Source organism: Klebsiella sp. 141153, assembly GCF_032601995.1.
GTDB lineage: Bacteria > Pseudomonadota > Gammaproteobacteria > Enterobacterales > Enterobacteriaceae > Klebsiella > Klebsiella aerogenes.
Map to the genome: position 1 here is coordinate 150,749 of NZ_JAQIRJ010000013.1, position 14,433 is coordinate 165,181.

The following is a 14,433-nucleotide window of genomic DNA, read 5'->3' on the forward strand; positions in this document are numbered from 1 at the left end:
TGTGTTGAAACTCGATGTCGCCGCTCGCCAGTTGACGGTGGGTAGACTACCTGCGCTTATCAGCCTGGCTCTAATCTCGGCAAGCGTATGTACGCTGCCGCGCGGCTGGGCGGAAAACTATTTTAACCCTGCCTTTTTATCTGACGACCCGTCGAAAATCGCTGACCTGTCGCATTTTGAGGGTAACGGTCAGGCGCCGGGAGTTTATCGGGTCGATGTCTACCTTAATGGCGCATTGCTGACGACGCGCGATATCGCTTTTCGCGCGAACCCGCAAGCTACCGATGGCTCAGGTCTACGCGCCTGCCTGACGCCCGAAATGCTCAACGGCATGAACGTGAATATCAGCGCGTTTCCACCGTTGGCGAAGGCAAGCGTGGGGGACTGCGTCGATCTCGCGGCGGCGATCCCTGCCGCCTCCAGCGCTTTTGACTTTAATCAGCAGCGGCTGAATATCAGCATTCCGCAGGCGGCGCTGAACACCCGGGCGCGGGGCTATATTCCGCCGCAAAACTGGGATGAAGGTATCAATGCATTGCTGCTCAACTATACGTTTACCGGCGCGAATAGCCGGGACCGTAGCGCTGGCGGCACCAATAGCGACAGCTACTTCCTGGGGCTTAACAGCGGCTTAAATCTTGGCGCCTGGCGTTTACGTGATTACTCGACATGGAACTACAACAGCGGTAATCAGCAGAATAAAAGCGACTTGCAGCACATCAGCACCTACATTGAACGTGATGTAGCGAAGTTAAAAGGCGAACTGACGGCAGGCGACAGCTATACCCCTGCAGGCGTTTTCGATAGCCTGCCGTTTCGCGGGCTACAGCTGGCGTCTGATGACAATATGCTGCCGGACAGCATGAAAGGCTTCGCGCCGACTATCCACGGCATCGCGAAAAGCAATGCCCAGGTGACGATTCGCCAGAATGGCTACACCATCGACCAGCGCTATGTACCGCCTGGCGCCTTCACTATTGACGATCTCTATCCGACCTCCTCCAGCGGCGATCTCAACGTCGAGCTCAAGGAGTCCGATGGCAGCATTTCCAGTTATAGCGTCCCTTATGCCGCCGTACCGGTTTTGCAACGCGAGGGGCGGGTGAAATACGCCGCCACTGCGGCGACCTATCGCGGCGATAGCAGCCAGAAGCGGGATGTGAGTTTCGGCCAGGCGACCCTGATGTGGGGGTTGCCGCACGGCTTTACGCTGTACGGCGGAACGCAGTTTGCCTCCGATTACCGCGCGTTGGCGCTGGGTACAGGGGCTAACTTCGGCGACTGGGGAGCGATTTCTGTCGATCTTACCCAGGCTTACAGCACTCTGGCGGATGAGAGCGAACATCAGGGACAATCGCTGCGCTTTTTATATGCCAAATCATTGAACGACCTGGGCACCCATTTTCAACTGTTGGGCTATCGCTACTCGACCTCTGGTTTTTATACGCTCGATGATACTGCGTGGAAGCGAATGTCAGGCTATAACGGCCAGCAGGACGACGACGGCGAGCGCGATGCCGGCGATGAATACAACCTCTATTACACCAAACGCGGCAAGGTACAGGTCAATATCTCTCAGCAGTTCGGGCATTTTGGCTCGCTGTACATCACCGGCAGCCAACAGAGCTATTGGCACACCGATGAAAGCAATAAATTACTGCAAATTGGCTACAGCGACACGCTGGCCGGGGTCTCGTGGAGCCTGTCATATAGCAGCAGCCGCGCGCCCGGCGAGGAGGAACGCGACCAGGCTCTGGCGCTTAATATCTCGCTACCGCTCAGCCAGTGGCTTACCCACGGCGACGATATCACCCAGCGTCGTCATAACGTTTATGCGACGTTTTCCACCAGTAGCGATGGACACGGCGGCGTAACGCAAAATAGCGGTATCAGCGGCACGTTGTTGGATCAAAACAATCTGAGCTACAGCGTGCAGCAGGGCTACCAGAATCAGGGCGTTGGCGAGAGCGGTTCCGCCAGCCTGGAATACGATGGCGCGAAGGGTAACCTGAATGTCGGCTACAACAACAGCAATCATGGCGATTATCGACAACTGAACTATGGCCTCAGCGGCGGCATGGTCGCGCATGCTCATGGTCTTACCCTCAGCCAGCCGTTGGGCGATACCAATGTTCTTATCGCCGTGCCGGGGGCTGGCAACGTTAATATCGAAGATCAGCCGGGGATCCACACCGATGGTCGCGGCTATGCGGTGGTGCCGTATGCCACGACCTATCGCCAGAACCGCATGGCGCTGGACGTTAATTCGCTAAAAGACGATGTCGATATTGATGATGCGGTGATCAATGTCGTTCCCACCCAAGGGGCGCTGGTGCTGGCGAACTTTACCGCTCGAATCGGCGAGCGCGCGCTGTTGACGCTAAACCATGAAGGAAAACCGCTACCGTTCGGCGCCACGGTCACTATTGCTGGCGCGCCTGAAGAAGGCATCGTTGGCGACGACGGTGAAGTGTATCTTTCCGGCCTTAGCCCGCAGGGCACGCTGAAAGCGCAGTGGGGGCCGCAGCCCGACCAACAATGCCTCACTCATTATCATCTCCCCGACGTGAGCCAACCGCTGGCGCGTCAGCATCTGGAATGTCGCTAAATGAAGCCTGTCTCTTTTCTTGTTCTGTTAATGGGGCTGCTGCTGGCCCGCGGTAGTCTGGCAGCCGTTTGCCAGAATACCAATGGCTCGCCTGCGACGGTCGATTATGACCTGACGACGACGCTGACGGCAGCGCAAAATCAGGCCGGTTCGACCACTCAGCTGAGTAAAAACCAGGATGTAAACGTGCAGGCGATTTGCCCTGCGGGTTCTTCAGATTCCGGGCGGACGTTTCGTTCGTATGTCGCTTCTTCATCGATAGTGGAAACCAACGGCGACTGGAAATATATGCAGCTGGATGGCACCTATCTTGAAGGGGCGATGCGCATCGAAGACTCGGCGGCCGGGGTGTTTTATCCTCCAATGGATTATGTCTATATGGGCTATGACGCCAACGTTAACAATGGCTCACCATTCCCGGTACATGATTCAAACCTGGTATTTCAGCTTAAGGTGGTTAAACCATTTATTGGCACGGTAAATATCGAACCGAAGACCATGTTTAACGTTTATGTCACCACCACCGGGGATGATCCGCTGAGTACCGTGGTATACAGCATTGTCTACAGCGGCAGCGTGACCGTGCCGCAAAGCTGCGAGATTAACGCCGGGCAAACCATCCTCGTTGATTTTGGCTCACTGTACAGCGGCGGTTTCAATCGCGTCGGAGAAAAACCAACCGGTGTCCGTAATAAAAGATTCACCGTGCCGGTGAAGTGCAGTGGGGTGGATTCACAGGTTAGCCTGAGTCTGCGGTTGATAGCCACCGCCGATAGCCACTTAAGCCAGGCTATCGCCACCGATAATCCTGATGTTGGCGTTGTGGTCGAAAGCAGCGATGGCACGGTATTAACACCCAATGACGCCAGCAGCGTCGAGCCTTTTACTACCGATGAAAACGGACAGGCGACCCTTTCCCTGCAAGCGTATCCGGTCAGCACCACCGGCCAGACGCCGGCGGAAGGCGCTTTTACCGCGTTGGCTAACTTACGGGTGGATTTCGATTAATGCGCCTGTTTCAGTACTTTATCTTACTTATCCTGCTGTGCGGTAACGGCTGCTACGCCGACGATAGCGGTTACAACCTGGAATTTACCGGCACGATTGTCGCGCAAACCTGCGATGTCGAAATTTCCAGCCTCAGCCAGAGTATCGATTTAGGTCAGTTCTCGGTGGAGGATTTCCCCTCTACCGGTACGACGACGAAGTTCAAGCCGTTCAACATCAATCTAAAAAACTGCTCGCGGGGCATTACCGGCAGCAAAATCTGGTTTACCGGCATTGCCGACAGCGACAACCCGGCGTTACTGGCGCTGAGTGACACCGGGATGGGTAGCGAAAAAATGCTGGCTGGCGGCGTTGGCGTGGAGATCCTTGATGAGGACCAGGATGCCGTCAGCATCAATAACACCAGCTCGGTGGTCTATCCGCTGAAAACGGGCCGCAACACCTTATCGTTTTATATCCGCTACAAATCTACCCGACCAACCGTGACCTCCGGCAATGCGACGGCGGTGATGTATTTCGATATGCAATATGAATAGGCGAGCGGCAATGATCAAACAACTGTGCTTCTGCTGTGGGCTTCTTCTGGCGGTAAGCGGCGCGCTGGCGCATGACGGGAGGGTTTATGTGACGGGAACGATTACCGACAACACCTGCACGCTGTCGCCGGATTCTGAAAACATTCAGGTCGATATGGGAACCGTCAGCAACCGCCAGTTTTATCAAACGGGGGCCGGCGCGGAATGGCAGCCATTTTCAATCACGCTGCAAAATTGCGGTAGCACCGCCAGCGGCGTAACGCTGAGCTTTAACGGCGTCAGCGACTCGCAAAGCGGCGACCTTTTCGCATTGGATAGTGGAGCGAACGCGGCCTCTGGTATCGGGATTGCGTTATACGACAAGAACAAACAACAGATCGCGCCGGGGGCGCAAAGCGATGTGCAGGCGCTAAGCGCGGGCGCTGCGTCCCAACGTTTACAGTTTTATGCCCGCTATGTGGCTGATGGCGCCCCGGTGGCGCCGGGTGTAGCCGATGCTTCCGCGACTTTTGTGCTGAGTTATGAATAGACGATTTTTCTGCTGGTTTTGGCTCTGGCTGTTGCCCTTTGGAATAGGTCATGCGGGCGTGGTGATTGGCGGCACGCGTTTTATTTATCACGCTGAGCGGACGACGCTGAGCGTTCCGCTACGCAATACCTCTGAGAGCGACTGGCTGGTGGACAGCCACGTGCTGAGCGGTGGACGCTGGCCAGGCGCTGATAATTTGTCACCCCGTAAACCGCCATTCGTGGTCACGCCGCCGCTCTTCTTATTGCGCGCAGGGCAGGAGAACACGCTACGTGTCGCGTGGAGCGGCGAGGCGCTGGCGCAGGATCGTGAAACTTTGTTCACCCTGAGTATTGCCGCTATTCCATCGGGAAAAACCGGCGTCAATAGCGTGCAGATGGCCTTTCGCTCGGCGTTAAAGCTGATTTATCGGCCCGTAGGGCTAACCGGCGATCCGCAGCAGGCTTATCGCCAATTAGCTTGGAACTTAACGGCGGATGGTCTGACGGTACGCAATGCCGGGCCCTACTACGTCACCCTCTTTTCAACCCGCGTCAACGGTGCGCCTATAGACGCCGCGGGGGTGGTCGCGCCCTTTTCTACCCGCCGCACGTCGTGGTGTCGACTGGCGACACGCTGCGTCGTGCGCTGGCAAAGTCTCAACGATGCCGGAGGAGTAATGCCGCCGGTTACGGTAACGGCGCAACGGTGATGACGATTTTACTCAGCCCCTGTGGGCATCCCCTGAACTTAATAATGAGAACTCAATAATGCGCAAACTTTCCTGTAAATCGGCGGTGTGCATGGCGCTTGGCGGCGTCATCTCTTTTTCCGTACTGGCGGCGAATACCACTCCAGCTGCCAGCGATATTGGACCGGCAGCTGAAGCCTATATCGCCAGCCATCCTGATAAAGTCGGCGAAGCGGTGGCGACGTATCTGGCGGATCATCCGGAATTCCTGATTGCCGCCAGCGAAACGCTACATCAGCGCCAGCAGGTCGCCCAGAAGCAGGCTTATGCGCAGCTGGCGCTGCAGTACCGCTCTGAACTGCTGAGCGATAGCTCTCCCTCCGTTGGCCCGGCGGATGCCAAAGCAGCGGTGGTGATGTTTTTTGATTACCAGTGTTCCTGGTGCAGCAAGATGTCGCCCGTGGTGGAGGAGCTCGTGAAATCCAATCCTGACACGCGTTTTATCTTTAAAGAGTTCCCGATTTTTTCACCCCGCTGGCCGGTGTCAGGTTTGGCGGCGAGGGTCGGTGAACAAGTGTGGTTGAAGGATGGCGGCACGAAATATTTGGCCTGGCATAATGCGCTGTACGCTACCGGCAAAGTGGAGGGGCAGTTAACCGAGCAGGATGTTTACACGCTGGCGTCGCATTATCTCACCCAGCCGCAAATGACGGCGGTAAAAACCGCCGAGCAGAGCGGGGCGGTGCATGACGCGCTGATGAGCAATCAGGCGCTGGCTCAACATATGAACTTTTCCGGTACTCCGGCTTTTGTGGTCATGCCGCAGGCTGCCGCTCCGGACGCCGGTCGTATCTCGGTAGTGCCGGGCAGTACGTCGCAGGATGCGTTGCAGATGGCGATTCAGAAAGCTAAAGGCTAAGTCTCAGCGACCGGGGCGCGGTTCCCGGTTATCTGCTTCCTCCGACCGAGGATTTCGCGTATGCAATTCAAGAAACGCTGGTTAGGGCTGGCGGCCATTTCACTGTTCACGATCGGCGGCGTGCGGGCGCACACTGTCGGTAATATCCAATTTTTTGGCAACGTAGTTACTGAAAGCTGCTGGAACGAAACGGAAAGTAGCGAGATTTTTTGCCAGCGCGCCGATCGCATCGAACGCCACGTGATTGTGGAAAATATCACGACTTCGCTGGCCTCAGCTTACGCGACGGTGGAAAAAAGCTATCTCGATACCGACAAGCAGCTCACCCTGCTACGGGTGGTCTATGATTAACGAGAGGTGCTTATAGCTCGGAAAAAATGAGTGTAATGGCAACTTAAATCTGATTTTTTCGATGTGTTAGCGGTTGTATCATACTTTTATCGAGTTATTGACCAACAAGGTGAGAGTAAAAGTGAAACATCTGCAACGATTTTTCAGTAGCGATGCTTCCGGGGGCATTATCTTAATCTGCGCCGCCGCGCTGGCGATGATGATGGCCAATAGCGGCGTCACCAGCGGTCTGTATCATGCTTTTTTGGAAACACCGGTACAGCTGCGCGTCGGTGCGCTGGAAATTAACAAAAACATGCTGTTGTGGATCAACGATGCGCTGATGGCGGTGTTTTTCCTGTTAATTGGTCTGGAGGTTAAGCGTGAGATGATCCAGGGGGCGCTTGCCAGTCGCCGTCAGGCGGTGTTCCCGGTGGTTGCCGCGATTGGCGGCATGGTGGTGCCTGCGCTTATCTACTTAGCCTTCAATGCCCAGGATCCCGTTGCGCGGGAAGGGTGGGCGATCCCGGCGGCGACAGATATCGCCTTCGCGCTTGGCGTTTTGGCGCTATTAGGCAACCGTGTACCAACGGCGCTGAAAATTTTCCTGATGGCGCTGGCTATCATCGATGACCTTGGGGCGATCGTTATTATTGCGCTGTTTTATACCAACGATCTATCGGTGCTATCGCTGGCCGTCGCCGCAGGCGCGATTGTGGTGCTGGCGGCGCTTAATCTGAGCGGCGTGCGGCGCACCGGTATCTATATACTGGTAGGCGCGGTGCTGTGGACGGCGGTACTGAAATCCGGCGTACATGCGACCCTGGCGGGGGTTATCGTCGGTTTTATGATTCCGTTGAAGGAGCAGAATGGCAAATCGCCAGCGAAGCAGCTTGAACATGTGCTGCATCCGTGGGTCGCGTTTCTTATCCTGCCGCTGTTTGCTTTTGCCAATGCCGGAGTTTCGCTGCAGGGCGTCACATTCGCGGGGCTGACCTCACTGCTGCCGCTGGGGATTATCGCCGGGCTGTTTGTCGGTAAGCCGCTTGGCATCAGCCTGTTCTGCTGGCTGGCGCTGAAGTTTAAGTGGGCCTCGCTGCCGCCAGGAACCCGCTTCCCGCAGATTATGGCGGTCGGCGTACTGTGCGGAATCGGCTTCACCATGTCGATTTTCATCGCCACGCTCGCTTTTAGCAGCGTGGATCCCGGATTGATCAACTGGGCTAAGCTGGGCATTCTGATAGGGTCTATCCTGTCTGCCGTCATCGGCTACATGATTCTGCGTAAGCGCGAAACGGATCTTACTCACAGCGTGTAACTTCATCGGGAGGGCCTGTGGGCTCTCCCGGACATATCAGGGAGGGATGCATGTCGCATATCAATTACAACCATTTGTACTACTTTTGGCACGTCTACCGTGAAGGCTCGGTCGTCGGCGCCGCCGAGGCGCTCTATTTGACGCCGCAGACGATCACCGGGCAAATAAAAGCGCTGGAAGAGCGACTGCAGGGAAAGCTTTTTAAACGCAAAGGGCGAGGTCTGGAACCGAGCGAATTGGGTGAGCTGGTATTTCGCTACGCGGATCGCATGTTTACGCTGAGCCAGGAGATGCTCGATATCGTCAATTACCGCAAAGAGTCGAACCTGCTATTTGATGTCGGCGTCGCCGATGCGCTTTCCAAGCGGTTAGTGAGCGGCGTGCTGGATGCCGCAGTAGTGGAAGATGAGCAAATTCATCTGCGCTGTTTTGAATCCACCCACGAGATGCTGCTGGAGCAACTGAGCCAGCATAAGCTGGATATGATTATCTCCGATTGCCCAATTGACTCTACTCAGCAGGAAGGGCTGTTCTCGGTGAAAATCGGCGAGTGCGGGGTCAGCTTCTGGTGTATGAATCCGCCGCCGGAAAAAGCGTTTCCCGCCTGTCTTGAGGAGCGTCGCCTGCTTATTCCCGGCCGTCGTTCAATGCTCGGGCGCAAGCTGCTGAACTGGTTTAATTCGCAGGGGCTACAGGTGGAAATTCTCGGCGAGTTCGACGATGCGGCGCTCATGAAAGCCTTCGGCGCGGCGCACAACGCGATTTTTGTGGCGCCAACCCTCTATGCTCACGATTTTTATGCCGATGAGTCGATTGTGGAAATCGGGCGCATGGAGAACGTGATGGAGGAGTATCACGCTATTTTTGCCGAACGAATGATTCAGCATCCTGCGGTACAGCGTATCTGCAATCGCGATTATTCATCGCTGTTTGCGCAGCCGCAAAGTTAAGCGCGACTATGGCCGGCAGAGGTCGGCCCAGACGAACAACAGACATAAAAAAACCCGCTTTCGCGGGTTTCTTTAACAAAGTTCAGCAAGCGGGCGATTAAGCCAGTTTGTTGATCTGTGCAGTCAGGTTTGCTTTATGACGCGCAGCTTTGTTTTTGTGGATCAGACCTTTAGCAGCCTGACGGTCCACGATTGGTTGCATTTCGTTAAATGCTTTCAGTGCAGCAGCTTTGTCGCCAGCTTCGATAGCTGCGTATACTTTCTTGATGAAAGTACGCATCATAGAGCGACGGCTTGCGTTGTGCTTGCGAGCCTTTTCAGACTGAACGGCGCGCTTCTTAGCTGATTTGATATTAGCCAAGGTCCAACTCCCAAATGTGTTCTATATGGACAATTCAAAGGCCGAGGAATATGCCCGTTTAGCCTTCTTTTGTCAATGGATTTGTGCAAATAAGCGCCGTTTAAGATAACGAGGCTTCATTACGTAGTGATGGCGCAAGATTCTACCAGCTTGTTGTAGTCGAATACAGTCTTTCCACCATAAAAATCGACGGCCGCGTATAGTTTTTCCTGCATTCTTACGCTGAGTGAATGAATTAGCAGGAACTTTCGTAATCGAGGTGCAATCGCTGGTTAACGTCGCCTGTTGTACAAGGTATACTCGGACGATTTTCACTGTTTTGAGCCAGACATGAAGCTGATACGCGGCATACATAATCTCAGTCAGGCCCCGCACGGGTGCGTGCTGACCATTGGAAATTTCGACGGCGTGCATCGCGGACATCAGGCGCTGCTGCAGCGCCTGCGCGCAGAGGGCCGCCAGCTCGGTCTGCCGGTTGTGGTGATGATTTTTGAGCCGCAGCCGCTGGAGCTGTTTGCCGCCGATAAAGCGCCGGCGCGGATCACGCGGCTGCGTGAAAAGCTGGGCTACCTGGCGGAAAGCGGCGTCGACTACGTGCTGTGTGTCCGTTTCGACCGGCGTTTCGCCGCGCTGACGGCGCAAGATTTTATCAGCGAACTGCTGGTGCGCCAGCTTGGCGTGCAGTTCCTTGCCGTGGGGGATGATTTCCGCTTTGGCGCTGGTCGTCAGGGGGATTTCTTGTTATTACAGAAGGCCGGGGCGGAGTACGGTTTTGACGTCACCAGCACTCAGACCTTCTGTGAAGGCGGCGTACGTATTAGCAGCACCGCGGTGCGTCAGGCGCTGGCCGACGATGACCTCGCGCAGGCGGAAAACCTGCTGGGGCATCCATTTACCATCTCTGGTCGCGTCGTCCACGGCGATGAGCTGGGGCGCACTATAGGTTTCCCGACGGCGAACTTACCGCTGCGTCGTCAGGTTTCCCCGGTTAAAGGGGTCTTTGCGGTAGAAGTGGCAGGGCTCGGCGATAAGCCATTACCCGGCGTCGCCAACATTGGCACTCGTCCAACGGTCTCCGGCGTGCGACAGCAGCTGGAAGTTCACCTTCTGGACGTTGTAATGGACCTCTACGGTCGCCATATAGATGTAATACTGCGTAAAAAAATACGTAACGAGCAGCGTTTTGCGTCGCTGGATGAGCTAAAAGCGCAAATCGCACGAGATGAGTTAACGGCCCGCGAGTACTTTGGGCTCACCAGGCAGGGATAATCCTACTGGTATTTATCAAACCGAAATAACGGAACCGAGAATCTGATGAGTGACTATAAATCCACCCTGAATTTGCCGGAAACAGGGTTCCCGATGCGTGGCGATCTCGCCAAACGCGAACCGGGAATGCTGGCGCGTTGGACCGATGATGACCTGTACGGCATCATCCGTGCGGCGAAAAAAGGCAAAAAAACCTTCATTCTGCATGATGGCCCTCCTTATGCGAATGGCAGCATTCATATTGGTCACTCGGTTAACAAGATTCTGAAAGACATTATCGTTAAGTCCAAAGGACTGACGGGTTTTGACTCGCCGTACGTTCCGGGTTGGGACTGCCACGGTCTGCCGATCGAACTGAAAGTCGAGCAGCAATACGGTAAGCCGGGCGAGAAATTCACCGCCGCAGAATTCCGCGCCAAGTGCCGTGAATATGCCGCCGAGCAGATCGACGGCCAGCGTAAAGACTTTATCCGCCTGGGCGTACTGGGCGACTGGTCGCGTCCGTACCTGACCATGGACTTCAAAACTGAAGCCAATATCATCCGCGCGCTGGGTAAAATCATCGGCAACGGTCACCTGCATAAAGGCGCTAAGCCGGTGCACTGGTGCGTTGACTGCCGTTCCGCGCTGGCGGAAGCGGAAGTTGAGTATTATGACAAAACGTCTCCGTCTATCGATGTGGCGTTCCACGCGGTAGATAAAGCCGCGGTACTGGCCAAGTTCGGCGTAGCCGACGTCACTGGCCCGGTTTCGCTGGTTATCTGGACCACGACGCCGTGGACCCTGCCGGCTAACCGCGCCATCTCTCTGTCGCCTGAGTTCGACTATGCGCTGGTGCAGGTTGACGGTCAGGCGCTGATCCTGGCGAAAGACCTGGTTGAGAGCGTGATGCAGCGCATTGGCGTGGCGGATTACACCATCCTGGCGGCGGTACAAGGTTCTGAACTTGAACTGATGCGCTTCAAGCATCCGTTCCTCGATTTTGACGTGCCGGCTATCCTTGGCGACCACGTGACGTTGGACGCGGGTACCGGTGCGGTGCATACCGCCGGCGGCCACGGTCCGGACGACTACACTATCAGCCAGAAATACGGTCTGGAAATCGCCAACCCGGTTGGCCCGGACGGTTCTTACCTGCCAGGTACTTACCCGTCTCTGGACGGTATCAACGTCTTCAAAGCCAACGACATCATCGTTGAGATGCTGCGTGACAGCGGCGCGCTGCTGCACGTGGAAAAAATGCAGCACAGCTATCCGTGCTGCTGGCGCCACAAATCGCCGATCATCTTCCGCGCCACCCCGCAGTGGTTCGTCAGCATGGATCAGAAAGGCCTGCGCGCGCAGTCTCTGAAAGAGATCAAGGGCGTGCAGTGGATCCCGGACTGGGGCCAGGCGCGTATCGAATCGATGGTAGCCAACCGTCCTGACTGGTGTATCTCCCGTCAGCGTACCTGGGGCGTGCCGATGTCGCTGTTCGTGCATAAAGAAACTCACGAGCTGCACCCGCGTACCCTCGAACTGATGGAAGAAGTGGCGAAACGCGTTGAAGTTGACGGCATCCAGGCATGGTGGGATCTCGATTCCCGCGACATCCTGGGCGATGACGCTGACAGCTACGAAAAAGTGCCGGATACCCTCGACGTGTGGTTTGACTCCGGGTCTACCCACTCTTCGGTGGTTGATGTGCGTCCGGAATTCGCCGGTCACGCCGCGGACATGTATCTGGAAGGCTCCGATCAGCATCGCGGCTGGTTCATGTCTTCGCTGATGATCTCCACGGCGATGAAAGGCAAAGCGCCATATCGTCAGGTACTGACCCACGGCTTCACCGTCGACGGTCAGGGCCGCAAAATGTCCAAGTCTATCGGTAACACCGTTAGCCCGCAGGACGTGATGAACAAACTGGGCGCCGATATTCTGCGTCTGTGGGTGGCTTCCACCGACTACACCGGCGAAATGGCGGTCTCCGATGAGATCCTCAAACGCGCCGCGGACAGCTATCGTCGTATCCGTAACACCGCGCGCTTCCTGCTGGCGAACCTTAACGGTTTCGATCCGGCAAAAGACATGGTCAAACCGGAAGAGATGGTCGTTCTGGATCGCTGGGCGGTCGGCTGCGCGCAGGCGGCTCAGGAAGATATCCTCAAAGCCTACGAATCCTACGACTTCCACGAAGTGGTACAGCGCCTGATGCGCTTCTGCTCCATCGAGATGGGTTCGTTCTACCTCGATATTATCAAGGACCGCCAGTACACCGCGAAAGCGGACAGCGTGGCGCGCCGCAGCTGCCAGACCGCGCTGTTCCACATTGTGGAAGCGTTGGTGCGCTGGATGGCGCCGATCATGTCCTTCACCGCGGACGAAATCTGGGGCTATCTGCCGGGCGAGCGTGAAAAATACGTCTTCACCGGCGAGTGGTATGAAGGCCTGTTCGGCCTGGCCGACGACGAAGCGATGAACGACGATTTCTGGGATGAATTGCTGAAAGTGCGCGGCGAAGTCAATAAGGTGATCGAACAGGCGCGTGCTGATAAGAAAGTCGGTGGTTCTCTGGAAGCGGCGGTTACGCTGTATGCCGATGCCGAACTGGCGGCCAAGCTCAACGCGCTGGGCGAAGAATTACGATTTGTCCTGTTGACCTCCGGCGCTAACGTTGCCGATTATGCACAGGCGCCGGCTGATGCCTGGCAGAGCGATCTGCTGAAAGGGCTGAAAGTGGTCCTGAGCAAAGCCGAGGGCGAGAAGTGCCCACGCTGCTGGCATTACACCAGCGATGTCGGCAAGGTGGCGGAACACGCAGAAATCTGCGGTCGCTGTGTCAGTAACGTCGCCGGTGACGGCGAGCAACGTAAATTCGCCTGATGAGTAAATCGATCTGTTCAACGGGGCTACGCTGGCTGTGGGTCGTCGTAGCCGTGCTGATTATCGATCTGGGCAGCAAATTCCTGATCCTCCAGAACTTCGCTCTGGGGGAGACGGTTTCGCTGTTTCCATCGCTTAATCTGCATTATGCGCGCAACTACGGCGCGGCTTTTAGCTTCCTCGCCGACAGCGGCGGCTGGCAGCGCTGGTTCTTCGCCGGGATTGCCGTTGGTATCTGCGTGGTGCTGGCGGTGCTGATGTACCGTTCGAAGGCGACGCAAAAGCTGAACAACATTGCCTACGCGCTGATCATTGGCGGCGCACTGGGTAACCTGTTCGACCGTCTGTGGCACGGCTTTGTGGTCGATATGATCGACTTCTATGTCGGCGACTGGCATTTCGCCACCTTCAACCTTGCCGATAGCGCCATCTGCATTGGCGCGGCGCTGATTGTACTGGAAGGCTTCTTGCCTTCCAGTGATAAAAAAACATCATAAAAAATTGCCGGATGGCGACGCTAAAGCGTCTTATCCGGCCTACAGTATATATCGCCCTTTGTAGGCCCGGTAAGCGCAGCGCCACCGGGCAAACAAGCGGCGGCAATATAAAAGAGCAAACCTGCATGTCTAACTCTGTACAGAGCAACAGCGCGGTGCTGGTGCACTTCACGCTGAAACTGGATGATGGCTCCACCGCCGAATCCACGCGCGGCAACGGCAAACCAGCGCTGTTTCGTCTTGGCGATGCCTCGCTTTCCGAAGGGCTGGAGCAGCATCTGCTGGGGCTGAAAGCCGGCGATAAAACCACGTTCTCGCTGGAACCTGACGCCGCCTTCGGCGTACCTAGCCCGGATCTGATCCAGTACTTCTCTCGCCGCGAGTTTATCGACGCCGGCGAGCCGGAAATCGGCGCGATTATGCTCTTTACCGCAATGGATGGCAGCGAAATGCCCGGTGTGATCCGCGAAGTGAACGGCGATTCCATCACCGTCGACTTCAACCATCCGCTGGCCGGGCGTACCGTTCATTTTGATATTGAAGTGCTGGAAGTCGATCCGGCGCTGGAGGGGTAAG

Annotated in this window: 14 protein-coding genes; 13 read left to right on the forward strand and 1 reads right to left on the reverse strand. The window is 56.1% G+C overall.

Annotation, left to right across the window (positions count from 1 at the left end; translation table 11 throughout):
* The first annotated feature begins 4 nt into the window (after positions 1–4).
* The 9 genes from PGS10_RS21935 to nhaR all read left to right on the forward strand — a co-directional run bounded on the left by PGS10_RS21935 (position 5) and on the right by nhaR (position 8,868).
* Positions 5–2,608: a fimbrial biogenesis usher protein gene (locus PGS10_RS21935; protein ID WP_316423504.1), complete on the forward strand. Its 2,604-nt coding sequence runs from the start codon at positions 5–7 to the stop codon at positions 2,606–2,608.
* The gene (locus PGS10_RS21940) at positions 2,609–3,616 is read left to right on the forward strand and encodes a fimbrial protein BcfD (protein WP_316423484.1); all 1,008 of its coding nucleotides are present in this window, start codon (positions 2,609–2,611) and stop codon (positions 3,614–3,616) included.
* Complete coding sequence (locus tag PGS10_RS21945; RefSeq protein ID WP_063413944.1) at positions 3,616–4,152, forward strand: fimbrial protein BcfE; 537 nt, start codon at positions 3,616–3,618, stop codon at positions 4,150–4,152. The genes PGS10_RS21940 and PGS10_RS21945 overlap by 1 nt, the downstream gene beginning before the upstream one ends.
* A 10-nt stretch (positions 4,153–4,162) precedes the next feature.
* Entirely contained in the window at positions 4,163–4,681 is a 519-nt protein-coding gene (locus PGS10_RS21950) for a fimbrial protein BcfF (protein ID WP_047043951.1), read from the forward strand.
* Complete coding sequence (locus tag PGS10_RS21955) at positions 4,674–5,372, forward strand: pili/flagellar-assembly chaperone (RefSeq protein ID WP_316423485.1); 699 nt, start codon at positions 4,674–4,676, stop codon at positions 5,370–5,372. Before PGS10_RS21950 ends, PGS10_RS21955 begins: the two co-directional genes overlap by 8 nt.
* Before the next feature lie 58 nt (positions 5,373–5,430).
* On the forward strand, positions 5,431–6,270 hold the full coding sequence (locus tag PGS10_RS21960; RefSeq protein WP_316423486.1) for a DsbA family protein: 840 nt from the start codon (positions 5,431–5,433) through the stop codon (positions 6,268–6,270).
* 60 nt (positions 6,271–6,330) lie between these two features.
* A complete protein-coding gene (locus PGS10_RS21965) occupies positions 6,331–6,621 on the forward strand; it encodes a hypothetical protein (protein ID WP_045395811.1) in 291 nt (96 codons plus the stop codon).
* A 121-nt stretch (positions 6,622–6,742) separates the two neighbouring features.
* A complete protein-coding gene (gene nhaA / locus PGS10_RS21970; protein WP_045395807.1) occupies positions 6,743–7,918 on the forward strand; it encodes a Na+/H+ antiporter NhaA in 1,176 nt (391 codons plus the stop codon).
* Positions 7,919–7,968: 50 nt separating this feature from the next.
* The gene (gene nhaR / locus PGS10_RS21975; RefSeq protein ID WP_045395806.1) at positions 7,969–8,868 is read left to right on the forward strand and encodes a transcriptional activator NhaR; all 900 of its coding nucleotides are present in this window, start codon (positions 7,969–7,971) and stop codon (positions 8,866–8,868) included.
* Positions 8,869–8,965: 97 nt separating this feature from the next.
* Here nhaR and rpsT read toward each other — a convergent pair whose 3' ends face one another.
* Positions 8,966–9,229, reverse strand: coding sequence for a 30S ribosomal protein S20 (rpsT, locus tag PGS10_RS21980; protein WP_001518655.1), 264 nt, complete (start codon positions 9,227–9,229; stop codon positions 8,966–8,968).
* 330 nt (positions 9,230–9,559) lie between these two features.
* Between rpsT and ribF the strand changes: the two genes are divergently transcribed.
* The 4 genes from ribF to fkpB all read left to right on the forward strand — a co-directional run bounded on the left by ribF (position 9,560) and on the right by fkpB (position 14,432).
* Entirely contained in the window at positions 9,560–10,498 is a 939-nt protein-coding gene (ribF, locus tag PGS10_RS21985; protein WP_045378895.1) for a bifunctional riboflavin kinase/FAD synthetase, read from the forward strand.
* A gap of 45 nt (positions 10,499–10,543) precedes the next feature.
* A complete protein-coding gene (gene ileS, locus PGS10_RS21990; protein WP_049052817.1) occupies positions 10,544–13,360 on the forward strand; it encodes an isoleucine--tRNA ligase in 2,817 nt (938 codons plus the stop codon).
* On the forward strand, positions 13,360–13,857 hold the full coding sequence (gene lspA, locus PGS10_RS21995; RefSeq protein WP_015368327.1) for a signal peptidase II: 498 nt from the start codon (positions 13,360–13,362) through the stop codon (positions 13,855–13,857). The genes ileS and lspA overlap by 1 nt, the downstream gene beginning before the upstream one ends.
* A gap of 125 nt (positions 13,858–13,982) precedes the next feature.
* Positions 13,983–14,432 (forward strand): FKBP-type peptidyl-prolyl cis-trans isomerase, encoded by a 450-nt coding sequence (gene fkpB, locus PGS10_RS22000; protein ID WP_015368326.1) that lies wholly within the window; start codon positions 13,983–13,985, stop codon positions 14,430–14,432.
* Position 14,433 lies beyond the last annotated feature (1 nt).

Bases quoted from the DNA above. Each gene is read 5' to 3' on its own strand.
- PGS10_RS21950 (WP_047043951.1), top strand. From the start codon at position 4,163: ATGATCAAACAACTGTGCTTCTGCTGTGGGCTTCTTCTGGCGGTAAGC.
- ribF (WP_045378895.1), top strand. From the start codon at position 9,560: ATGAAGCTGATACGCGGCATACATAATCTCAGTCAGGCCCCGCACGGG.
- ileS (WP_049052817.1), top strand. From the start codon at position 10,544: ATGAGTGACTATAAATCCACCCTGAATTTGCCGGAAACAGGGTTCCCG.
- nhaR (WP_045395806.1), top strand. From the start codon at position 7,969: ATGTCGCATATCAATTACAACCATTTGTACTACTTTTGGCACGTCTAC.
- PGS10_RS21965 (WP_045395811.1), top strand. From the start codon at position 6,331: ATGCAATTCAAGAAACGCTGGTTAGGGCTGGCGGCCATTTCACTGTTC.
- PGS10_RS21960 (WP_316423486.1), top strand. From the start codon at position 5,431: ATGCGCAAACTTTCCTGTAAATCGGCGGTGTGCATGGCGCTTGGCGGC.
- PGS10_RS21940 (WP_316423484.1), top strand. From the start codon at position 2,609: ATGAAGCCTGTCTCTTTTCTTGTTCTGTTAATGGGGCTGCTGCTGGCC.
- fkpB (WP_015368326.1), top strand. From the start codon at position 13,983: ATGTCTAACTCTGTACAGAGCAACAGCGCGGTGCTGGTGCACTTCACG.
- PGS10_RS21955 (WP_316423485.1), top strand. From the start codon at position 4,674: ATGAATAGACGATTTTTCTGCTGGTTTTGGCTCTGGCTGTTGCCCTTT.
- PGS10_RS21945 (WP_063413944.1), top strand. From the start codon at position 3,616: ATGCGCCTGTTTCAGTACTTTATCTTACTTATCCTGCTGTGCGGTAAC.
- lspA (WP_015368327.1), top strand. From the start codon at position 13,360: ATGAGTAAATCGATCTGTTCAACGGGGCTACGCTGGCTGTGGGTCGTC.